Origin of the sequence: Chryseobacterium sp. CFS15, assembly GCF_031118795.1 — a bacterium.
In the GTDB taxonomy this organism is placed as follows: Bacteria; Bacteroidota; Bacteroidia; order Flavobacteriales; family Weeksellaceae; genus Chryseobacterium; species Chryseobacterium indoltheticum.
Genome location: NZ_JAVHYL010000021.1, coordinates 1 through 24,351, shown reverse-complemented (window position 1 = coordinate 24,351; position 24,351 = coordinate 1). Strand labels below are relative to the sequence as shown.

General features: G+C 37.7%; 10 protein-coding genes and 1 tRNA gene. 10 read left to right on the top strand and 1 reads right to left on the bottom strand.

What is annotated here, in order from left to right; all coding sequences use genetic code 11:
• Positions 1-232: 232 nt before the first annotated feature.
• The 7 genes from OH814_RS20375 (at position 233) to OH814_RS20345 (ending at position 16,154) form a co-directional block, all read left to right on the top strand.
• Entirely contained in the window at positions 233-1,546 is a 1,314-nt protein-coding gene (locus tag OH814_RS20375) for a DUF389 domain-containing protein (protein ID WP_076562966.1), read from the top strand.
• A gap of 448 nt (positions 1,547-1,994) precedes the next feature.
• Positions 1,995-4,193: a hypothetical protein gene (locus OH814_RS20370; RefSeq protein ID WP_308829435.1), complete on the top strand. Its 2,199-nt coding sequence runs from the start codon at positions 1,995-1,997 to the stop codon at positions 4,191-4,193.
• A gap of 35 nt (positions 4,194-4,228) precedes the next feature.
• Positions 4,229-4,789, top strand: coding sequence for a hypothetical protein (locus OH814_RS20365; protein WP_308829434.1), 561 nt, complete (start codon positions 4,229-4,231; stop codon positions 4,787-4,789).
• 1,030 nt (positions 4,790-5,819) lie between these two features.
• On the top strand, positions 5,820-11,495 hold the full coding sequence (locus OH814_RS20360; protein ID WP_308829433.1) for a hypothetical protein: 5,676 nt from the start codon (positions 5,820-5,822) through the stop codon (positions 11,493-11,495).
• 33 nt (positions 11,496-11,528) lie between these two features.
• Complete coding sequence (locus tag OH814_RS20355) at positions 11,529-12,083, top strand: hypothetical protein (protein ID WP_308829432.1); 555 nt, start codon at positions 11,529-11,531, stop codon at positions 12,081-12,083.
• Between the two features lie 1,119 nt (positions 12,084-13,202).
• Positions 13,203-15,566, top strand: coding sequence for a hypothetical protein (locus OH814_RS20350; RefSeq protein WP_308829431.1), 2,364 nt, complete (start codon positions 13,203-13,205; stop codon positions 15,564-15,566).
• Positions 15,567-15,599: 33 nt separating this feature from the next.
• Positions 15,600-16,154, top strand: coding sequence for a hypothetical protein (locus OH814_RS20345; protein ID WP_308829430.1), 555 nt, complete (start codon positions 15,600-15,602; stop codon positions 16,152-16,154).
• 475 nt (positions 16,155-16,629) lie between these two features.
• Here the strand turns inward: OH814_RS20345 and OH814_RS20340 are convergent, their stop codons facing one another.
• Complete coding sequence (locus OH814_RS20340) at positions 16,630-17,112, bottom strand: hypothetical protein (RefSeq protein WP_279195777.1); 483 nt, start codon at positions 17,110-17,112, stop codon at positions 16,630-16,632.
• Positions 17,113-17,637: 525 nt separating this feature from the next.
• On the opposite strand from OH814_RS20340, the gene OH814_RS20335 reads away from it, so the two are divergent.
• The 3 genes from OH814_RS20335 to OH814_RS20325 all read left to right on the top strand — a co-directional run bounded on the left by OH814_RS20335 (position 17,638) and on the right by OH814_RS20325 (position 24,264).
• Positions 17,638-23,373: a hypothetical protein gene (locus OH814_RS20335; RefSeq protein ID WP_308829429.1), complete on the top strand. Its 5,736-nt coding sequence runs from the start codon at positions 17,638-17,640 to the stop codon at positions 23,371-23,373.
• Between the two features lie 40 nt (positions 23,374-23,413).
• A complete protein-coding gene (locus tag OH814_RS20330) occupies positions 23,414-23,968 on the top strand; it encodes a hypothetical protein (RefSeq protein WP_308829428.1) in 555 nt (184 codons plus the stop codon).
• 225 nt (positions 23,969-24,193) lie between these two features.
• Positions 24,194-24,264 (top strand) — tRNA-Gln (locus OH814_RS20325).
• Positions 24,265-24,351: the final 87 nt, after the last annotated feature.

Below are 24,351 nucleotides of genomic sequence, written 5' to 3'. Positions count from 1 at the left end.
ATCCTGAGATTTAGCATTGTCTTTTTAGAGAAATCAGCTGATTAATGAAGTTATTATCTTAACTGCACAGATCAAAATTTGTAAGTATTCTGTCTTCGGGATATCTCTTTCTTTATTACAATCAATCCGTGTAAACTTTTTTATAGCAAAAAATATTGAATTTAAAATCAAACAGAGATTTTATCGATAGGTATTATTGAAAACCTTATTTTTATGACCTAAAAAAACAAAAATGTTTGATAGCTTATTCAACTTTATTAATCTTCATAACGGCGAAGATAAAAAAGAAAAGGTACTTGAAAATGTAATTTCTAATATTTCATTTAGAGGTGCCAACCTATGGATTCTTGCTTGTGCAATTATTATTGCATCGATAGGACTAAATGTGAATTCTACAGCAGTAATTATAGGAGCGATGCTTATTTCTCCTTTGATGGGGCCTATCGTGGGAGCTGGTTTTGCACTTGGGACTTACAATTTTCCTTTATTGAAAAAATCGATTAAGAATCTTCTTATTGCTACTGTAGTAAGTCTTACGGTTTCTACGTTTTATTTTTATGTCAGCCCGTTCAAAGATGTTCAGTCAGAATTACTATCACGAACTGCTCCCAATATTTATGATGTAATGATCGCTTTTTTTGGAGGTTTGGTAGGAATTATCGCCATAACAAGGGTTGAGAAAGGGAATCCGATTCCCGGTGTAGCTATTGCAACAGCTTTGATGCCGCCATTGTGTACAGCTGGTTTTGGGTTGGCTACTTCTAATTTTTCCTATTTTTTTGGAGCATTCTATCTATATATTATCAACTGCTTCTTTATCTGTATTGCCACTTTTTTTGTAGTTAAATATCTCAAATATCCTTCTGTTATCATCGATAGTAAATATGAAAAAAGGATCCGTTACGGAATTTCAACCCTTATCGTAGTAATGATTGTCCCGAGTTTTTATCTGGCATATAATCTTTACAATGAGAAAAAATTTACAAAATCTGTTGAAGAATTCATCAATTCTGAATTTAATTCTAAAGGATACATCTTGATTTATAAGAAGATCAGTTACAATACTTTTCCCAAAAAAATTGATCTTGCTTTTCTAAATCAGAAATTATCAAAGAGGGAAATTGTGAGTTACAACAAATTGCTTGAGGAAAAAGGTTTATCAGATACCGAACTCACAATTAGACAAAATGACAGCGATCTAAAATCTGAAATACTGAGAGAACTAGATAAACAGGAATCTTCTGTTTCTGAAAAGGATGTGATCATCAGCAAACTCAATAACGAACTTGGAAAGTACAGAGTAGAAGATCCGAAGCTCATTAAAGAAATGAAAATTCTTTTCCCGGAGGTGGAGAATATTTCTTTGGGTAAGGTGGAGCAATATCCAGATACAGACAGTACAACAATTCAACTGGTTTTATTGTTTAAAGACAATGAAAATAAGCCTGTAGAAACAGCTAAACTTCAAAATTGGCTTTCAACGCGACTTAATAGTAAAAATATTCAGGTTTTGAAACTTAAAGAAGACTCAAAAAAAGACAATTAGAAAAGTAAAATGCAAAGCAGTTTAATTTGTAAATTTTACAGCATGTCTTTTATTAAAATCACTTAATTATCTCACTTTTACTGATTTTTCTAAAATAAATTTTATTTGTTAAAATCATTATAAACAGGCTGTTTGCTTGGTTATAATTTAATGAATTTTCAATTTTACTATTCGTTACATAGTGTTATTTGATAAAAATATTGTAATTTTGCTGCAAATACAAATATGGAACTCTTGATTAAACCACAATACTGGACTGTTTTCGGTCTGTAATTGTACCCTATAATTCACTATTCTTTTTGATTTATGAAATGCAGACATACAGTCAGCAGTTTTTGACGGTGATTTAGATCTTTTTAAAATTTATATAAAACACAAATAAGTAATGAATATTTTATTACAATAATTTTTAGAAAATAAAAATTAATAACACAAAAACACACATTCGATGAAAAAAAATTATGCCTTATGTAGCTTTATGCTATATAGTAAATTTCTGGCTGTATTCCTGATTCTGTTTTTTGGCAATCTCTCAGCCCAGACAGCTCCTACAGATGATTACGACGGTGATGGCGTTGTCAATCAAACTGATTTAGATGATGATAACGATGGTATTCCAGATACACTCGAGCAGGGTACTGGTGTTTTCAATACCGTAGTAAATCCTACTTTTAATTCTAATACAAGTAATTGGTCATTGGTGGCAGGCTGGTCAAATTATGCTAATGCCTTAACGGGTCGTTATGATGGTGTATCGCCCGCAGCAAGTGCCTCCCAATCAAATGTAGTTCTTAAAAATTCATGTACATCAAGCCCGATATATGTGCTAAAAGTGAAAACAGAAAATTATGTTGCTAACATGGGAGCCATGACTACAAAATCTATGGAGATGGGTGCTTACTTAGGAGGGGTGAGGCTGTTTGGTATAAGTAATCCTGCCAACTCAAATAATCCTACAATTACCAGAGATCCGGCAGCTAACAGTATTATTACCGAGTTTAGGGTGAATGGAGGTCTTTTGGGTCCTTCTTCGCCAAGGTCAATTGGTTTATCTGCTTATTATGATTTACAAATAGTCTTTAATGCAGCAGCTCTTCCTGAAACTGGGAAGATAGAATTCAAATATAGCTCTACAGGTGACGATATTTTTATAGATGATGTTTATTATTATATTAATACGTGTTTAGATACTGATGGTGATGGTCTTGCTGATAAGTTTGATCTTGATAGTGACGGAGATGGCTGTCCTGATGCAATTGAGGGCGGTGCTGATTTTGCTACACCTCATCTTATGAATTCTTCCATTCCTGGAGGAAATAGCGGAACTTCTTATAATGGAACCAGCGCTGCGCCGATTACCCAGAATCTAGGAAATACAGTGGGTGCAACTTCCGGTACGATGGGAATACCTACTATTGCAGGAACAGGACAATCAGTAGATATAAGCACTAATATAAATTCTAATAAATGTACAGATTTTGATGGCGACGGTATCAGCAACTCTATTGATATTGATGACGATAACGATGGTATTTTAGACACTGTCGAACAAAGTTGTATAGATACAGGGCTGCCTTTATATGAAGATTATCGTCCCGGTACTTGGGGCGGTGTAAAGGATGCTAACAGCGGTGTCAATTATTTAGCATCAGCAGGAACGTATGTACAAGGATACCAGGATAACGGTACAGAATCATTTACTTTTACGCTTACCGATCTTAATCCGGGAGTTGTAAACACGTTAAAGTTTCATTCTTATTCATTAAATATACAGAATCCTGATGCTAATAGTGTGACATTGGCTGTGAATGGGGTTACATTACATAGTTTCTCAACTGTAGCTAATCAAACAAACCCTGCATCTTTGTCAGTTGATCATGGTTACAAAACTTTATCTTTTACCCCTGTTGGCAATACGGCGACTGTAAAAATAACATGGAGCACACCTATAAATGGCTTGGCAGGAAGTGATGCTCAATTTAGAGAGTTCCAGGTGAATGGACAAACAAAAATAGAATGTACCAATATAGATACAGATAATGATGGTATTACCAACGAATTAGATCTGGACAGTGATGGTGATGGTTGTCCGGATGCTGTAGAAGCCGGATCCGCAAGTCATGCAGGAGCAAATCATACCAGCACAGGAACATTGATAAATACAAGTGGCATACAGACAGGCGTTTCGAATGCAATTGTGGGAAACAATACTCCTGCAAATTATGGAGCCAACGGCTTTTATAATGCTGGAGAAAATAATGATACACCAACTGCTGCTTATACCGGAGTTTATACGTATGCCAGCGCAATTAATGCAGCAATAGCTTCGTGTACATTGTTCTGCTACAAACCGGCAATTACTTCCGGTACTGCATTGGAAACTCAAAGCGGAATGACTTCTTTGGCTAGAGCAGGAATTGAGAAGGCCAATTGGCCAATGGCAAGAAAAGGTGGCTGGGTTGCTCTTGAGGCTAAAACCAAAGGTTTTGTACCCAACAGATTAACTGCTCAGCAAATCACGGATATTCCTGCAACTGATCTAAAGGATGGTATGATGGTGTATAATACTGATCTACACTGTATTTACATTAATACCGACGGAACTCCGACAGGGTGGAAATGCTTTAATACAAGAGCATGTCCTTAATAGTACTTATCTGTAAATCGTAAAAAACACACATTATGAATAAAATAACATTAGTAAAAAGAATGCTTTACGCAATGGCTTTTCTCTCTTGTGGAACGCTAGTATATGCTCAGGTTGCCATAGGAAAGGGATCGGTACAGAATAGCTCTATCTCATTAGAATTCGGAAATGAAAACCGTGGAATGGTACTTCCATGGGTGACCAGTGCAGGTGATGTTGCAGGCGCCGTTGAAGGAACGGTAGTCTATGATCTTTCTGATCACAAAGTGAAAGTAAAAATTGCATCAGGGTGGAAAGATCTTTCGGTAGACCTTACGGGTACGACTATAGATCCTCACAATTCTACTGTAGATCTTGCAACGATACAGAATGATGTAACCACAGAAAATACCGATGCGGCAGTAAGAATCGGTACGCCGACAGCCACACCGGGAATATTGGTTCTGGAAGATGCCAATAAGGCAATGATCCTTCCCCGGGTTGCGAGTCCGCATCTTAATATTATAAATCCGGCACCGGGAATGATGGTTTATGATACTGTCGCCAAACAGCTAGCTGTCTTCAACGGTACAGTGTGGAGCTTCTGGAAGCCTTAGGATATATTCTGAAAAACTTAGAAAAAACCTCTCATGCAACGTTTGCATTGAGAGGTTTTATTTTTTTAGAACGCATCGATAATCACTGAAAATATACATGTTATTGTTTAATACGAAGTGCTGATGATGGGAGATCAGGAATTCTTTATCGAGATCGGTTAAAACAATCTTATCAGATATTGCTGTAGGTCAATTACGATTATAGACCGCTGATTCTACATTGGTGAAGGATCTTAATATTGTTTATCCTTATCTACTCTGGTAAAAACGAAAGATAGAGTGCAATTTAAAAAATGGCTGGAAATAAGACTTTCGGAAAATGTTTTTAAGCTTTTTGAGAATACATAAAAACAAAAATTATCGCAGCTATTTTTCGAAATTCATATTGTTGAATATAATAAAAGAGGTGCTCTAAAAATTTTGAATTTTTATCTCACAATTGTATCAACTGCTTAAAAAAAATTAATACAACTTTAGATTTTGGTTGTTTTCATTACTTGTAATGGTTGAAAATCGACTAATTTTTTAATTCGATGATTGGTTATTTAGAACAACAGTAATTGAAAGTTTTTTTCACTCATTTTAATACGATAATCATTGTTTATAACTAAAAATTGAGTAAAATCAATATATATCTGATTACAATAGATAATAATTATTGATTTTTAGAATATGCTTATTGTGCTGGCAATGAGTGTATATTATAGATATTGAAACCATAAAAAATAGCTTTGTGATACATATTCATAATTAACACTTTTTTTTAATTAGTTTATTGGTTTTCAAAGTTTTGTGTATTTGATAATTAACGTTTTTTTTTATATGTTTTTACTAATTACCAGGTTAATTAAGAGTATTTAATATATTTCTAAAATTAATTTAAATATCTTAGTTTCCCAAATTATGTTAAATTAAGATTGTTTAATTAATAATGATTATTTAAATCATTTTGCTAATATTTTAATTTTTAGATAAACATTTAAAAGTTTGTTTTGACTGAAGAATTTTCTGTATTTATAAAAACTGAAACATGATAAAAAAAACGATTCTCTTGAAATTTTTGCTTCGTCAAATATTTCTCCTTTCCCTCCTCTTATCAGGTATAATCTATGCTCAAACCGGACCGAATGACGATTTTGACGGAGACGGAATTATTAATTCCATTGATATTGATGATGATAATGATGGTGTACCGGATGCAACAGAAAGTCCGAACTGTTATTATACCGCCAGCGAAATAGCCATTCCTGCTTCTGTAACAACAACGGTTGCTCATTCAGGAACAATAGCTAATTTGTATGATAATAATCCTGCTACGCTATTTAATTTTACCCATCTTACTACTAAAGTAAATCTTACTGTCTTTGAAGTTACTCCAATCCGGCCTGTTGCAGCAGCGGGATTGCAGATTGAAATGAATAATTACGGACAAACGGAATTTTCTAATACTGCAGCTTCACTTACTCTGGAAGGCTGGAATGGTACTGCATGGGTAACGCTGATGCCAGCATTTAATCCAAGCACTGCTCCTAATACGGCACAAGGACTTTACCAGACTTTTAATTTTACCCAAAATCAAAATACGGCTTACAGCAAATTTCGATTGCAGGGGCTTGCAGGTACAATTGTAGGGAGCCAAATAAGAGAAGTAAAATTGCTCATGCCTGATAATTATATCTCATCACGCTATCCTAAAACAAGCTGTACAGACGCTAATATCGATGGGGATAATATTCTTCCTCATTTTGACTTGGACAGTGATGGAGATGGCTATTCTGATGCCCTGGAAGCAGGAGCTACAACCAATACCGCTTCTAATTACCAATTCCCGGATGTAGATGCGAACAACGATGGTCTTGTGGATGCAGTGGATGCTGACAATAACGGCTATGTAAATTATAATTCTACTTATTTTGAGTATGCTCTTAATAAAAATATTAGTGCCACGGCCGATTCAGATGGAGACGGCATCGCAGACGATGCAGATCTTGATGATGATAATGACGGCATACCCGATACGGTAGAATGTGGATCCGGCATACAGACGATAGCAGGTGGAGTTAAAAATCTAACAGAAACATTGCCTTCCGGTCTTAATGCTTCTAATGCTTTGTATAGTCAATACGGTTTAATTATCAGAGAAAGAAGTAAGGTAGCACCTTATAATATCGTTCGTGATAACTTTAATATTGTCAGTCATTCAGGAGATGCTGATAACGAATATATTTTTTTTGCAGATGCTGTATCTTATTCATTTGAATACTATAATCCTTTTACAAATCAGAAAAGGCTGGTAGACAGAATTCAGGTTTCCGCAGAGCCGGCAACAGATGGCAGTACGCTTACATTAGTATGTTTTGATGATGCAGGTACGGTTATTTATACAGGTACATTTCCTGATGGCTCTACAATGAGTGTAGATACTACCCAAACTCTAAATAACTCTAAAATTCATAGGTTTATAGTATCCGGATCAAATAATACAACAGGTTTTGATCAGGTTTTTGTACAAGGGATGTCAGTGTTTGCAGGAGGCTGTGATACCGATGGAGATGCTGTGCCTAACCATTTGGATTTAGACAGTGATGGCGATGGTTGTTCAGATTTAGCAGAATCAGGGGTAAGTCCTGTTACAGATGTAAGCACTCCGGCTTCTATAAACAATAATGTAGGAAGCAGCTATGGTATTGCCGCAAATAAATTGACAGGAAGCCAGCTAAATCTTTCTGCTGCCGATACAAATAATGATGGACTGAATGATAGCATAGATTCTGATGTAAATGGGGTTCCTAATTATACTTCTACTTATAATCTATATGCAACAAATTTAGCTATAAACGCCTGTACGGATACTGATGACGATGGAATAAATGACCTTACCGATATCGATGATGATAATGATGGTATCCTGGATATAACGGAAGCTCAATGTGCGACGCCGACATACACTAGCAAAGCAGGTGTAACGGTTAGCAGTACAGTAACTTGGAACGGCGCTTTATCTCTTTTAGTGGATGGGGCAGACACTGCGAATCAGACATACCCTAACGGGGCAACTATTGCTGCTCAAACTGTATTGCAGTTTGATTTTCCGTCTGCCAAAGCGCTGAAACAGATAGAATTAAGTACCTATTTAACCCAAACTGCAATTATAGCTGGTGCCGTGGTTCAGATGCAAGGATGGAACGGAGTTTCATGGGAGAATATTGGCTCTCAAATAACCGTTGCAACACCTACCACAGGCATAGCCAATCCAGCTCAATTGTCCTATAAGTTCAGTATGCCGGCTAATCTTTATTCATTTACCAAATACAGAATATATGGGATTTCAGGTAATGTTCAAGCAAACTGGTTACAGGAAGCCTATTTCTCTGAAATGTGTGCAAACAATGATACAGATGGCGATGGAATACCTAATATCCTGGATCTAGACAGTGATGGTGATGGTTGCCCGGATGCTTTAGAAGCAGGAGTTTCTACTAATGCTGGAGCATCTGCTTCAATGTCTGCAAGTGGTGGAACGATTTATACAGGTGGTATTCCATCAGGAACTGCCAATGCTTATGTAGGAAACGGTACGCCAGCTCAATATGGTGCCAACGGTTTCTTTAATGGTATTGAAACGACTGTGGATAGTGGTCTTTATAACGGGACTTATACCTATCCTTTTGCTATTAGCAATGCTATTAGTCTTTGTGCTGATACCGATGCAGATGGTATTAATGATTTTGTAGATATTGACGACGATAATGATGGGGTTGTCGATGCGCTAGAAAGCCCATCTTGTTTCTATACAGCAAGTGAATGGAATACTGGGGCGAAACCTTTCTATGGGGTTACAATTTCTTCGGGATTAACGACTACGACGGCTAACTTTAGCCAATTAATTGATGGCATAAGCGGTACAACGGCAGTTGCTTTCTCTGCATCGCCTGCACAATCGAATGCAAATGCAAATGTTTACCTGTTTAATTTTGCTCAACCTGTAAAACTAGATGCATTATATCTTCAATTTAATACAACAACCCAGTTTGGTGGAGTGACAAAGATTCAAGGGTCTAATACTAATAATGGAAGTGACTGGGTAGATCTTTCTGCCTCAATTGCAGCAGGGCCGGCTACTAATATTACAGCAAATGGTGCAGTGAGTGTAACCACTTCTATCAAATATCCGTTGACGCTTAATACAGCAACGGCTTATAAATATATCAGAATCACAGGAGGTGCTACCGCATCAAACATGATTGCAGCCAATGCTTCTGAAGTTTATTTTGATTTTAATAATGCATCATATATAGCGTCATCTTATCCTAAGACGACCTGTGCTAGCGATACCGATGGTGATGGTATTCTTAATCATTTAGATTTAGATAGCGATGGTGATGGTTGTAGCGATGCTATGGAAGGAGGAGCAACAAGTAATTTGACTGCTAATTATAAATTTACCGGACCTGTAGGGACTAACGGATTAGATAATTCCTTAGAAACGGCAGATAATGGTATCGTTACCTATGTTTCTACGTATAATATGTATGCTATAAAAGCCTCTATTAAAGCATGTACTGATACCGATGGTGATGGTATAGTAGATGTAATAGACATAGATGATGATAATGATGGAGTGCTGGATGTTGTTGAGTCACCTCCTTGTGCTATTGTAGATAGAGATGATGCGTCTAATGTGTTAGTATGGGATTTTGAACAGACTCTTCATACTTTACCAACCACAGAGTATAACGCTGCTCAAACCCAACCATATAGTGTGCGTACTTTTGGTCCTGGTGTTGTGGATGTGTCTGGTGCCAATGTCTTAAAGTTTACAGGGGCTACAGCAGCGAACTTCGATGATGCCGTGGCGAATGGAGATTATATGCAATATTATTTTACTACGACTTCAACCTATCTGTCAATCGATAAAATATCTAATTATACCATTCAAGCACCATTAAAAGAAGGTGTTATCATATCTACTGATCCAAGCTTTGCTACCTATACAGTTTTAACTACTGGGGCGACAACTGTAACCGGAGGTAATATTGTGTATAATACCATGGATACTTATAGTAATTATCCTTTAAATTTGAATACAAGATACTACGTAAGATTTATTTATTATGGATTAACTGGCACAACAGCAAGCTACGTAGATGCTGTAGGACTAAGCTTTAATGGCATTTCAAATGCAGAATCTTGTCTTAATGGCTTAGATATAGATAATGATGGTATTCCTAATCATTTAGACCTCGACAGTGACGGCGATGGTTGTCCGGACGCTGTAGAAGCAGGAACGGCAACTCAGGCGGGTGCAGGAAACACCTCAGCAGGAACTTTGGTAAACACAAGCGGTACACAAACAGGGGTAGCCAACGCTATTGTAGGTAATAATACTCCTGCAGCCTATGGCACAAACGGATTTTACTCTGGTATTGAAACAAATGATACCTCATCTGCTGCATATACCGGTATATATAGTTATAATCAATATGCAATTGTAAGCACTCTAAATTTATGTACAGATACTGATGGTGACGGAATAATCGATCTTAATGATATAGATGACGACAATGATGGTATTGCAGATGCCGTTGAAAGCCCGGCTTGTTTTTACACCGCGGCAGAAGCTAATGTCATCTCAAAAATTACTTCTCAATTTACCAGCCCGGATGATGATCAAACAGATGGCGACATTCAGCTGTTACATGATGGCGCAGCAGCATTGACATTTAATTTTAATGTAGTTGCTGCAACGGCAAATCCTACCGGGAGTAATCTATTTACCATTGAATATCCTACATCTTTGCAACTGGCAACGTTGAGTGTTTCAGACAATATTAGTGCAGCGGGTGCCAATGCAGTTGTTGTAGGTTCAAATGATGGCGTTACATGGTCGGCGGCTTTAAGTCCGGCTACGTTAATTACAGCTACACCAACAGTGTTTAATATTACAACCACGCAACCTTACAAATATTATAGAATACAAACAGGCTCTGTACCTGGAGCATTAGCTGCGACAAATACTATTGGTGAGATTACCTCAACGGTGGCGGCTTCTTACATACCTTCTGCGCATCAAAAAGCGATAATATGTTCGGTAGATACCGATGGTGATGGCATTCCTAATCATTTGGATCTGGATAGCGATGGCGACGGATGTTCAGATTTGGCAGAGTCAGGAGTGAGTCCTGCAACGGATATCATTACACCGTTGTTGACCAATAATGCTGGTGGAAGCTATGGGATTGCCAACCCGAACGGTAGCCAGCTAAATCCTACTGCTGCCGATACTAATAATGACGGTTTGAATGACAGTGTTGATGCTGATCTAAACAGCATCACCAATTATACTTCTACTTATTCTAACGCCATTAATGCAGCAATAGCATCTTGTACATTATTCTGTTACAGACCAGCCGTTTTATCAGGAACAGTTTTGAGCACTCCACAAGGGATCACTTCGTTACACCGAGCGGGGGTAGATGCTGATAACTGGCCAATGGTAAGAAAAGGGGCATGGACGGCTTTGGAAGCCAAAACAAAAGGTTTTGTACCTAATAGATTGACAATTGCTCAGATTAATCTTATTCCGGCAGGTGATCTGAGAGAAGGAATGATGGTATATAACATCAGTTCAGACTGTCTATACATTAATACAGATGGAACGCCAACTGGCTGGAAATGCTTTAACACACAGGCTTGCCCGGATTAATAGGAAATTATTAAATTTAAAACACACAACTAAATGATAATACTCAATAACATCATAACTTCAGCAGCAGTAATCCTTATGAGTACGCTGTTGATTCCTGCTCAGGTGGCAGTAGGGAAGGGATCGGTGCAAAACAGTTCTATTTCCTTAGAATTCGGAAACGAAAACCGGGGCATGATACTTCCCTGGGTAACCAATACAGGTGCTGTTTCTGGCGCCGTTGAAGGAACGGTAGTCTATGACCTTTCTGATCACAAAGTGAAAACAAAAAATATATCAGGCTGGAAAGATCTCTCGGTAGACCTCACCGGTACCACGATAGATCCTTTAAACTCTGCTGTAGATCTTGTAACGATACAAAATAATGTAACGACAGAAAACCTTGATGCGGTGGTAAGAATCGGTACACCGACAGCTACACCGGGAATATTGGTTTTAGAAGATACCAACAAGGCGATGATTCTTCCGAGAGTTGCGAGCCCGCATCTTAATATCATTAATCCTGCACCGGGAATGATGGTCTATGATACCACTGTCAAACAGCTTGCTGTTTTCAACGGTACAGTATGGAGCTTCTGGAAGCCGTAAGATATCTTTAGAAAACTTAAAAATACCTCTCGTGCAAAGTTTGCATGAGAGGTTTTATTTTTTTAGAACGCATGGAGAATCATTGAAAGTATACAGGTTCTGGTTTAGTACGAAGTTGTGATGATGTGAGATCGGAATTTTTTATTAAGATCGGTGGAGCAATCTTATCATTTCGGCAAAAGATATTGCTGTATGTCAATTACGAAGGAATAACAAGGTTAAATCTCGGAATCTACATTAATGCATGAAATTAATATTGTTTTATCCTTATCTATTCTGGTAAACAAAAGATTAAGCACAGTTCAAAAAATAGCTGAAAATAAGAGTTCAGGAAAAAGATGTTAAGGTCGTAGAGAATACGGAAAAATAAAAATTATCGCAGCTATTTTTCGAAATTCATATTGTTGAGTTTAAATAAAAGATGTTCTCTGAGAATTGTGAATTTTTATATCATAATTGTATCAACTTCTAAAAAAAAATTAATACAACTTTAGATTTTGGTTGTTTTCATTACTTGTAATGGTTGAAAATCAACTAATTTTTTAATTCGATGATTAGTTATTTAGAACAACAGTAATTGTAAATTTTTTACACTCATTTAATGCGATATTCATTGTTTATGACCGAAATTTGAATAAAATTACTATATGTTTGATTATAATAGGTGGTAATTGTTGATTTTTAAAATATATTTATTGTGCTGGCAATGAGTTTATATTATAGATGTAAAAAATATAAAAAAATTGCTTTGTGATAAATATTCATAATTAACGCTTTTTTATAATTAGTTTGTTGATTTTCACAGTTTTGTATGTTTGGTAATTAACGTTTTTTTTTATATGTTTTTACTAATGAGGAGGTTGATTAAGAGTATTTAATATATTTCTAAAATTAATTTGAATATCTTGGCCTCCCAAATTATGTTAAATTCAGATTGTTTAATTAATAATGATTATTTAAATCATTTTGCTAATATTTTAATGTTCAGACAAACATTGAAAAGTTTATTCTGACTGAAGAATTTACTGTATTTATAAAAACTTACATATGATAAAAAAAACTATTCTAAGACGTTTTATAGTCTGCCACATTTTACTTCTTTTTTTTAGTTCCCTCAACATGCTCTCTGCCCAAACAGGACCCACAGATGATTGGGATGGCGACGGGGTTCTGAATCAAAGTGATCTGGATGATGATAATGACGGAATTTTAGACATCAATGAAAACCTAGCCTTAAGTGTCAATGCTATTATCAATGGAAATTTTGGAACAAATGGAACAACAGGTGGAAATCTAACCGGCTGGACTACCAACGGAGCTGGAACTTCAAGCCTTACTAATTGGGCAGCAGAAAGCGGCGGTGCAGTAAGTTACATGGATGGTGCCGAAGGTTTAAACCTTTCACAATCCAATGTTCCTTTAAAAACTGCTTCTACCCCTGCTTTTGCTACATTTTCTGTAAAGGTATTATCCGTAAATGCTTTTGGAACTTCAATAAACCAAGGTTGGGGGAAAATGGATTTTTATTTGGAAACAACAACAGGTTTGGTAAGAATATTCAGAGTTTCAAACCCTCTTACCGCAACCTTAGCCAGCCCTACAACAAATATTGAGCTCATTGATTCTTCATTGGTACTCAGCCTTGCAATAAATGGAGACTATATATCAAGAAGCTTTGCAACGGGTTCATACTTTACAATTACCGTTAATATAAATACAGCAAACCTCGCAAGTTCCGGACTAGTGCTTGTACAGCGAAAAAACGGAGCTGTAAGTGGTCCTAACGGGCAAATAGGAGCCGATGATTTTATTATTGATGATGTATCTTATACTTATCAGACAGGAGTTGATACAGACCTCGACGGCATCCCAAATTATTTTGATCTGGATAGTGATGGAGACGGGTGTCCTGATGCGACTGAAGGAAGTGGTGGGTTTACAAATTCTGCTTTAGTAGTTTCATCTATTAATGGAGGTAACATTGGAACAACATATAATGGTTATGCAAGCCCAATCAATGTAAATTTAGGAAATACAATTGATGCCAGCGGAATTCCTACAATAGCTAACGGTGGTCAAAATGTTGGCAGTAGCCAAATCATCAGTCCTGATATTGATGGGGATGGTTTGGGTAATACCTGCGATCTGATAGATAACAGACCCGACACTGACGGGGACGGAATTAAAGATGCTGAAGATATAGATGATGATAATGATGGAATATTAGATAGAGTAGAATGTCCTGCTCTTACTACAAACTTAGCTTCAAACGGAGGGTTCTCTGCTGCGGCAGCAAGCTTACCAAATTGGTATATGGGACTTGCCAACTCTCCGCTTCCTATCGCTGAGCCTTTTACACCTACAGTCAATAATATTACTAAAACAGGAAATGTTTATAACTATGGTTTTGGTGCAGGACTTCCTAGCAACTCATCTCTTACCGGAGGACTTTTTGATCAGATTGATGGAGTAAATACTGCTACAGGGGTACAGTATGCTTTACAGGAACAGGATCCTCAAAGACCTTTGGTTTCCAATATTGCAGTCCCTTTAGTTGCAGGTGCAACCTATAAATACACATTTGATTTGAGTAATAGAGCGACAGTAGGATCTGCAAACAAGTATATCGTATTATTATATAATGCAGATACTAAAACACCTGAAAAAATCATAAGTTCCGGAACACTAAATACACTTCCAGGTACATCAAGCAACCCAACCTACAAAAATTTTACAGGCAACTTCATTCCTCAGTCATCCGGAAATTATTATCTTTTATTTTATCCTTCTATTTCAGGGGGGCTGGCAGATGATTTTGTAGTAGATCGTGTAGCGGTTGTAGGAAGTGGAACTGCTTTATGCGACACTGATGGCGACGGTATTCCTAATCATTTAGATACAGATAGTGATAACGATGGTTGTTCTGATGCCAGAGAAGCAGGGGTAATCGATTATATTATTGCTAATGGTGGGACTTACAGCTCTGGAACATTAAACAACCCTACCAGTTCTTCTTCTCCCGAAGTAACTGTCGGAAACAATACACCTGCAAATTACGGAACCAATGGTTTCTATACAGCAATAGAATCAAACGATACTTTGTCTGCAACATATAACGGAATGTATACTTATTCTAACGCCATTAATGCAGCAATAGCATCTTGTACGTTATTCTGTTACAGACCAGCCGTTTTATCAGGAACAGTTTTGAGCACTCCACAAGGGATCACTTCTTTACACCGAGCGGGGGTAGATGCTGATAACTGGCCAATGGTAAGAAAAGGGGCATGGACTGCTTTGGAAGCCAAAACAAAAGGTTTTGTACCTAATAGATTGACAATTGCTCAGATTAATCTTATTCCGGCAGGTGATCTGAGAGAAGGAATGATGGTGTATAACATCAGTTCAGACTGTCTATACATTAATACCGATGGAACGCCGACTGGCTGGAAATGCTTTAACACACAGGCTTGCCCGGATTAATAGTAATTTATTAAATTTAAAACACACAACTAAATGATAACACACAATAACATCATAACTTCAGCAGCAGTACTCCTTATGAGTACACTGCTGATTCCTGCTCAGGTGGCAGTAGGGAAAGGATCGGTACAAAACAGTTCCATTTCCTTAGAATTCGGAAACGAAAACCGGGGCATGATACTTCCTTGGGTAACCAATACAGGTGCTGTTTCTGGCGCCGTTGAAGGAACGGTAGTCTATGACCTTTCTGATCACAAAGTGAAAACAAAAAATATATCAGGCTGGAAAGATCTCTCAATAGACACTACAGGGACTACCATAGATCCTCAAAATGCTACTGTAGATCTTGCAACCATACAAAATAATGTAACGACAGAGAACACCGATGCGGTAGTAAGAATCGGTACACCGACCACAACACCAGGCATATTGGTTTTAGAAGATACCAACAAGGCAATGATTCTTCCGAGAGTTGCGAGCCCTCATCTTAATATTATTAATCCTGCACCGGGAATGATGGTCTATGATACCACTGCCAAACAGCTTGCTGTTTTCAACGGTACAGTATGGAGCTTCTGGAAGCCGTAAGATATATTTAGAAAACTTAAAAATACCTCTCGTGCAGATTGCATGAGAGGTATTCTTTTTTTAAGTGCATTGAGAAATCAACATTATATGCTGATCATAAAGTCTTTGTATTTCTTTGCTAACTGAAATCGAAGATTCGACGAAGTCAAAATGCCTTTGTTTAACTTAAAAAATACATTCATTATAAAAACATTGTCTTCCCTTGCGATAAAAAAGCAAAAGCTTCTGCCTGTTTTCGAAAACCAATGATTCAAAATGCGCAAGTGTAATGCATTATCAGTTGAGCTAAAAGCTTCAATATCCGACCTATGTACTTAAAAGCTTGACTAATACACTCCGTTACTTGAGTAAAATACCCAAACATCCGACCTAAATGCTCAAATGATTGAGTTAAAAGCTCAAGTGTTTAAGCTGACAGCTTAAACATTTGAGCTCAATACTGGAATGTCGGAGTAAAAAGGTCGGGTTACAGCAATTATATGCCGCCAGCCTTGTTTTCTAAAGAGGCTTTACCTCTTGGGAAACGTTTGCTTAGGTCTTCAGCAATGGTTTTGGCTTCTGCATCTCCTGCTCTGGCGGCCAATTTTACGCTGCCATAGTAATAAAGAGCTTGCACGTAGGCTTCGTGCCCGGTAAGCATGATCGTATCTTTCATCATTTCACCTACTTGTTGAGATACCGCATACAATGGCAATAAAGCCTGGTTGGCAATGTAATCTTTTTTGCACTCTTGCGCATCCATCATCGTAGGGACAAATTTGGGGTTGGCTATCGTGTACTCGATAACTTTGTTGACGAAAGCAACGCTTTTATCACTCATTTTAGGAAGCGTTTTTCGTTCTTCTACCGTCATGTTTCCCATGTAGGGAGCTAGCAGATCTTTAATCTCCTGAAACTTTGAGCTTACTTGTGTGATAATTTCCTGAGGAATTTCTACACTGATTTGATTTTTAGACATCATTTATTGTTTTTAAAGTGTTTTTATATTGAGAAGTTAATATACCACAATGTTGAAAAATAATCGACAAGAAATAGAGAACAGCAGAATATTAATTGAGGAATAGATTTGTGTTTTTGTGTTTATCAAATGTAATAAAAATTATAAATAGAAAAATAAATAGGGTCATTTTTTTTGAATAATAATTCAGGAACGTCTCTTCACATATTTAAAAGATGACTCAGTTAATTGTAAGAAAAAGTAGTAAAAAATACTAAGATAAAGTACAGTTCGGTCTTTGAATTTTTTTTTGAAATTATCGTGGTTTCTGAGTGAAATGCACAAGTTGGTATTAGGTGTATTTAATATGTTATGTGTAAAATAACTGATTAATTTTAGTATTTTTAAGTATTAATGTTTAAATTATTTAAAATTTATATACTTTTGTTAAATAATATTTGTTTATTGATATGGTACTTTGTATTACTGAATTATCAGTATTAAACAAGTATTTTAAGGAAATAACAATCTTAAAAAACACAAATGATGAAAAAAACTATCCTCTGGAGATGTTTGTTTTGCCAAATACTTCTCCTTTCCTTCCTCTCATCAGGGATAGTCTCTGCCCAGACGGGTCCGAATGACGATTTTGATGGAGACGGAATTATTAATTCCATTGATATTGATGATGATAATGACGGTGTGCCGGATGCAACAGAGAGTCCGAACTGTTATTATACCGCAAGCGAAATAGCCATTCCTGCTTCTGTAACAACAACGGTTGCTCATTCAGGAACAATAGCTAATTTGTATGATAATAATCCTGCTACGCTATTTAATTTTGCTACTGGAACTACTAAAGTAAATCTTACCGTCTTTGAAGTCACTCCAATCCGGCCTGTTGTAGCAGCGGGATTGCAGATTGAGATGAATTTTGACGCACAAACGGAATTCTCTAGTACGGCAGCTTCTCTTACTATGGAAGGTTGGAATGGCATAGCATGGATCACATTGATGCCAGCATTTAATCCGAGCACTGCTCCTAATACGGCACAAGGATTTTACCAGACTTTTAATTTTACTCAAAATCAAAATATTGCTTATAGTAAGTTTAGATTACAGGGGCTTGCAGGCACAATTGTCGGGAGTCAAATAAGAGAAGTAAAATTGCTGATGCCAAATAATTATATCGCATCACGCTATCCTAAAGCAAGTTGTACAGATGCTAACATCGATGGGGATAATATTCTCCCTCATTTTGACCTGGACAGTGATGGAGATGGCTATTCTGACGCCCTGGAGGCAGGAGCTACAACCAACACCGCTTCTAATTACCAATTCCCGGATGTAGATGCGAACAACGATGGTCTTGTGGATGCGGTGGATGCAGATAATAACGGCTATGTAAATTATAATTCTACTTATTTTGAGTATGCTCTTAATAAAAATATCAGTGCCACGGCCGATTCAGATGGAGACGGCATCGCAGACGGTGTAGATCTTGATGATGATAATGACGGCATACCCGATACGGTAGAGTGTGGATCCGGAATACAGACTATAGTTGGAGGTGTTAAAAACCTGACAGCAACATTGCCTACAGGGGTTAATCCATCAAATGCTTTATATAGTCAATACGGTTTAATTATCACTGAAAGGAGTAAGGTGGCACCTTATAATATCGTTCATAATAGCTTTAATATTATCAGTCATTCAGGAGATGCTGATAATGAATATATTTATTTTGGAGATGCTGTATCGTATTCATTTGAATACTATAATCCTTTTACAAATCAGAAAAGGCTGGTCAATAGAATTCAGGTTTCCGCAGAGCCGGGAACAGATGGTAGTACGCTTACATTAATCTGTTTTGATGATGCAGGTACGGTTATTTATACAGGAACATTTCCTGATGGCTCTACAATGAGTGTAGATACTAGCCAAACGCTAAATAACTCTAGAATTCATAGGTTTATAGTATCCGGTTCTCTTAATACGACAGGTTTTGATCAGGTTTTTGTACAAGGGATGTCAGTATTTGCAGGAAGCTGCGATACCGATGGAGATGCTGTGCCTAACCATTTGGATTTAGACAGTGATGGCGACGGTTGTTCAGATTTGGCAGAATCAGGAGTAAGTCCTGTTACAGATGTAAGCACGCCGACATCTACTACCAATAATAACGGAACGAGCTATGGTATTGCCGCAAATAAATTGACAGGAAGCCAGTTAAACCCTAGTGGTATTGATTTAAACAACAATGGTTTAAACGATTCTGTAGAAAGTACAACAACACCAGGAACTGTTAATTATCCTTCAACTTATAACCCCTATGCGATAGGATCTAATTATGCAGCTTGTGCTGATACAGACGGGGACACCATATTAGATATTAATGACATTGATGATGATAACGATGGGGTATTAGATGCTGTAGAAAGTCCTTCTTGTTTCTCTAATGCTGCTGAGATTGCTGTTCCGCAGTCTGTTACAACACAGGTTGCGACCACAGGTACAATTGCTAACGTTTATGATAATAATATAGTTACAACATTTGCTTTTACTGCCTCAACTAAAGTTAATTTAACGGTCTTTGAAATAAGGCCTTTAACTCCTTTAAAGGCAAGTGCGCTATACATTCGTTATGATGCTGCCACTGCAAATGCATTGGGTACTACAGCCAGCTCAGTGAGCGTTGATGGATGGAATGGTACTATATGGATACCCTTGCAGACTTACACTCCGGCTAATTCGTCGGCTAATATTCAGAGTTTTGCAATTCCAAGCGGTTCGCAGGCAATATATACAAAATACAGATTACAAGGCATCCTTGGGACAGTATCTAATGTAGATATTACAGAAGTAGGTTTAACAGCAGCTTCCGATTATATTCCATCTGCACACCCGAAAGCAACATGCACTAACGACCCCGATGGTGATGGTGTACCTAACCATAGAGATTTAGATAGCGACGGTGACGGCTGTAGCGATTCTGTAGAAGCAGGAAACACCGTATTCACCGCTAACAATACAACGACCTACAATACGGGAGCCGATGGCAATAACAACGGATTGCTCAATCAGTTTGAAAGTTCTATCACTGCCGGAGCCATCAATTATATATCAACCTATACTGATTATGCAACCAATGCAGCAATAAGCGCTTGTTTGGATAGTGATGGAGATTTGATACCTGATGTTAAAGATATAGATGATGATAATGACGGGGTTTTGGATGTGATTGAAATGATACCTTGTGAAGCTCTTTCAGCTGATGGATCATTTGAGATATTGCAACCAGTTGCCAGTACGAGTGAATGGACCAACGCGAACAATGGCAATAACCAAAATAACATACATGGAAATGCTACTTTTTCATCAGGTTGGATAGAAACAAATAATTCTATTGATTCATGGAATCCTACAACTCTTTTGAATGGAGCTTATAGAATACCTGTTGTTGGCTCCGGAAATTGGGGCGGAATAGCAAACGGAATGAAAGCGTCTCCCAGCGGAGGTATATTTGTTGGCGGATTAACAAATGCCAATATTATCGAAGAAATGAAAACTACTGTTTCTGGTTTAACGATTGGTGTTCCTTATAAATTAACATTTTATCAGGCCAATGCAGGTATCGATGGAACAACCCCTGTTAATACTACAACGCCTCAAATTCGTTGGAAAGTTCAGTTAGGAAACGAAATACAATATTCTCCGAGTTTACCTTTTCTAGGGCCGCTTAATCAGGAGTGGTCTCAGGTAGAAATGACATTTATACCTACGGCAACATCACATGATTTAACCTTTACAACAAATAATGAAGTCTCTAGTGGAAATATCCAATACATTGTGCTTGATGGTGTAAGTTTAGTAAGTACTTTAGCTTGCGGAGCTTTCACCGATACCGATAATGATGGTATTCCTAACCGTCTAGACTTGGATAGCGATGGCGATGGCTGTCCGGATACTAAAGAAGCGATTCTTTATAACCAATCAACGGAAGCATCTGTACCCGGTACTGTTAAGAACGGTAGTGGAGGAGCAGTAACTTCTACCACTCCTAATGTTCCCAATGCAATGGTGCCGGGACCTTATGGCAGCAACGGTTTTGCTGATGCTTTACAATTTCCCTCCAATCCTGATGCGTATAAGCATGTCTATACTTACCAATTTATTGCTGACGTTGCAGATGTGAGTGCTTGTGACAATAAATTTTTGATGGATATCGATACTGATGATGACGGGATTCCGGATGCGGTAGAATCACCTTCTTGCTTTTATACAGAAGCGCAGGCTATGGATATTACTGAAGCAGTAACTTCAGACTTTACTTGGGCAACAGCTGATCCTCTTTCAAATACTTATGATAATAATACAGCAACAACCAATTATGGGGCAGTAACTCCAGCAGTGAGTATTCAAAATAAAGCATTGATTACTTTTGATCTGCCGGTCATTGATGCGGCACTCATCGACAATGTAAAATTGAATGTAGGTGGTGTAGCTTTCGGGGGTGGAAAATGGAAGTTGCAAGGCTTGGACATTGATACCAATATGTGGACAGATCTGTCTGATACTTTAGGTCAAAATATGTTGACTGCTAACTCTACATATACCTTTAGCAACACCCAACATATTACCACAAGATATCATTCTTACAGAATTATAGGGATTGATAATGTGAATATTACCAATAATGCCCGATTAATAGAATTCACGATTCAATATAAAAACTATAACCCTTCTCTGCACCGTACCAAAATGGGATGTAGTTCTGACAACGATGGCGATGGTGTTCCCAACTATGTAGACCGAGACAGTGATGGTGATGGTTGTCCGGACGCTGTAGAAGCAGGTATTGATAAAGCTTTGTTAGTTCCGGCTAATTTCTTTAATGCAGGAGGTAGTGTTCCGGGAACTCATGTTATTGTTGGTGGTAATTATGGAGATAACGGGATAGGTGATAATGTAGAGACCATGCCGGATAGCGGTATTACTAATTATGCATCTACTTATACTCAATATGCAATAAATTCAGCTTTGAATGTATGTACGGATACTGACGGCGACGGCATTATCGATCTTAATGATATAGATGACGACAATGATGGTATTGTAGATGCTACAGAAAGCCCGGCTTGTTTCTACACTGCAGCTGAAGCCAATACTATCACTAGTGTTACTTCTCCGCTTAATGCAGCTGCCGGAGATCCTACAGCAAATACAGAGATTGCTACTTTACATAATGGTAATACATCTGATGCTAATCCTTATAATTTTGAAAACCAATCGGTAGCATCGGGAGCGACGATCTTTACAGTTACTTATCCAACACCGGTTACTTTAAGTTCTCTTACTGTTACTCAAATTTCAAGCGGTATGTCTAATGGCAGTGCGTTTGGAAAGCTATATGGCTCTGTTGATGGGGTAAGTTATATTTTACTGACAAGCGGTAATGGGATTGCACTAAACACCACTTCGGTAACTTTTGCCAATGCTGTGACTACTCCGTACAGATATTACCAGATCAGATCTGTAGGTACAGTAGCGGCAGGTAATACTGCAGCTTTCAATACTGGAACTGCAGGTATTCAGGAAATATCATCTGTTATAGCCGTTACACCTGTCTACCTTGCTTCAGCTCATCCTAAACCTGGAATATGTTCGGTAGACACGGATGGAGATGGAGTTCCTAATCATTTGGATCTAAACAGTGACGGCGACGGATGTTCAGATTTAGCAGAGTCAGGAGTGAGTCCTGCAACAGACATAAGTACGCCTGCTTCAGTGACGAATAATAACGGCTTAAGCTATGGAATAGCGGCATTTAAATTATCAGGAAGCCAGCTTAATCCTATGGCAACAGATGCCAATAATGACGGATTGAACGATAGTGTAGATCCCGATCAAAATGGTATTACCAATTATACTTCTACTTACGCCAATGCAATTAATATGGCTATTGCAAACTGCTTCTGCTATGTGCCTGCTGCTACATCAGGAATGGTTTTAGACACACCACAAGGTATTACTTCTCTAGGAAGAGCAGGAGTAAATGCCGATAACTGGCCAATGGTAAGAAAAGGTGCATGGACCGCTTTGGAAGCTAAAACAAAAGGTTTTGTACCTAATAGATTGACTGCTCAGCAAATTACGGATATTCCTGCAGCTGATCTAAAGGATGGTATGATGGTTTATAATATTGATTCAGACTGTATTTACATCAATACCGACGGAACTTCTACAGGTTGGAAATGCTTTAATACGCAGGCTTGTCCGTAATTAATAAAGATGATTTTAATTTTAAAACGCACAATTGAAAATGATAAATAAGAATAATATTATAATTTCAGCAGCAGTACTCCTTGTGAGTACGCTGCTGATTCCTGCTCAGGTGGCAGTAGGGAAGGGATTGGTACAAAACAGTTCCATTTCCTTAGAATTCGGAAACGAAAGCCGGGGAATGGTTCTTCCCTGGGTAACCAATACAGGTGCTGTTTCTGGCGCCGTTGAAGGAACGGTAGTCTATGACCTTTCTGACCATAAAGTGAAAACAAAAAATGCATCAGGCTGGAAAGATCTCTCAATAGACACTACAGGAACTACCATAGATCCTCAAAATTCTACTGTAGATCTTGCAACGATACAGAATAATGTAACAACGGAGAACACCGATGCGGCGGTAAGAATTGGTACGCCCACAGCTACACCGGGAATATTGGTTTTAGAAGATACCAACAAGGCGATGATTCTTCCCAGAGTTGCGAGCCCTCATCTTAATATTATTAATCCCGCACCGGGAATGATGGTGTATGATACCACCGCCAAACAGCTTGCTGTATTCAACGGTACAGTATGGAGCTTCTGGAAGCCTTAAGAAGGTATATCGTTGATATCAAATAAAAATGATAATGAATTGAAGTCTATCAATAATACGACTTCAATTCATTTTTTTCTAAAAAATTAAATGACTGAGACGAACGTCTAATAGACAGATGATTATGTTGAAAGTTTGCTGATGAGGTAAAAGAAAAATCAAAAAAAATAGAAATTGATTTGCAGATAAAGAAAAAATCTGTAAATTTGCATCACTAAAAAATACAGACCCATGGTGTAACGGTAGCACTCTGGTTTTTGGTACCATCAGTTGGGGTTCGAATCCCTGTGGGTCTACAAAGAGCCTTGTTAATCACTCGATTTTCAAGGCTCTTTTGTTTTTAATAATAACCTCAGTTCGGGATAAGAAATCTGATAATAGTT

Coding starts and splice junctions, on each gene's coding strand:
- OH814_RS20375 (WP_076562966.1), top strand. CDS start 233: ATGTTTGATAGCTTATTCAACTTTATTAATCTTCATAACGGCGAAGAT.
- OH814_RS20370 (WP_308829435.1), top strand. CDS start 1,995: ATGAAAAAAAATTATGCCTTATGTAGCTTTATGCTATATAGTAAATTT.
- OH814_RS20365 (WP_308829434.1), top strand. CDS start 4,229: ATGAATAAAATAACATTAGTAAAAAGAATGCTTTACGCAATGGCTTTT.
- OH814_RS20360 (WP_308829433.1), top strand. CDS start 5,820: ATGATAAAAAAAACGATTCTCTTGAAATTTTTGCTTCGTCAAATATTT.
- OH814_RS20355 (WP_308829432.1), top strand. CDS start 11,529: ATGATAATACTCAATAACATCATAACTTCAGCAGCAGTAATCCTTATG.
- OH814_RS20350 (WP_308829431.1), top strand. CDS start 13,203: ATGCTCTCTGCCCAAACAGGACCCACAGATGATTGGGATGGCGACGGG.
- OH814_RS20345 (WP_308829430.1), top strand. CDS start 15,600: ATGATAACACACAATAACATCATAACTTCAGCAGCAGTACTCCTTATG.
- OH814_RS20340 (WP_279195777.1), bottom strand. CDS start 17,112: ATGTCTAAAAATCAAATCAGTGTAGAAATTCCTCAGGAAATTATCACA.
- OH814_RS20335 (WP_308829429.1), top strand. CDS start 17,638: ATGAAAAAAACTATCCTCTGGAGATGTTTGTTTTGCCAAATACTTCTC.
- OH814_RS20330 (WP_308829428.1), top strand. CDS start 23,414: ATGATAAATAAGAATAATATTATAATTTCAGCAGCAGTACTCCTTGTG.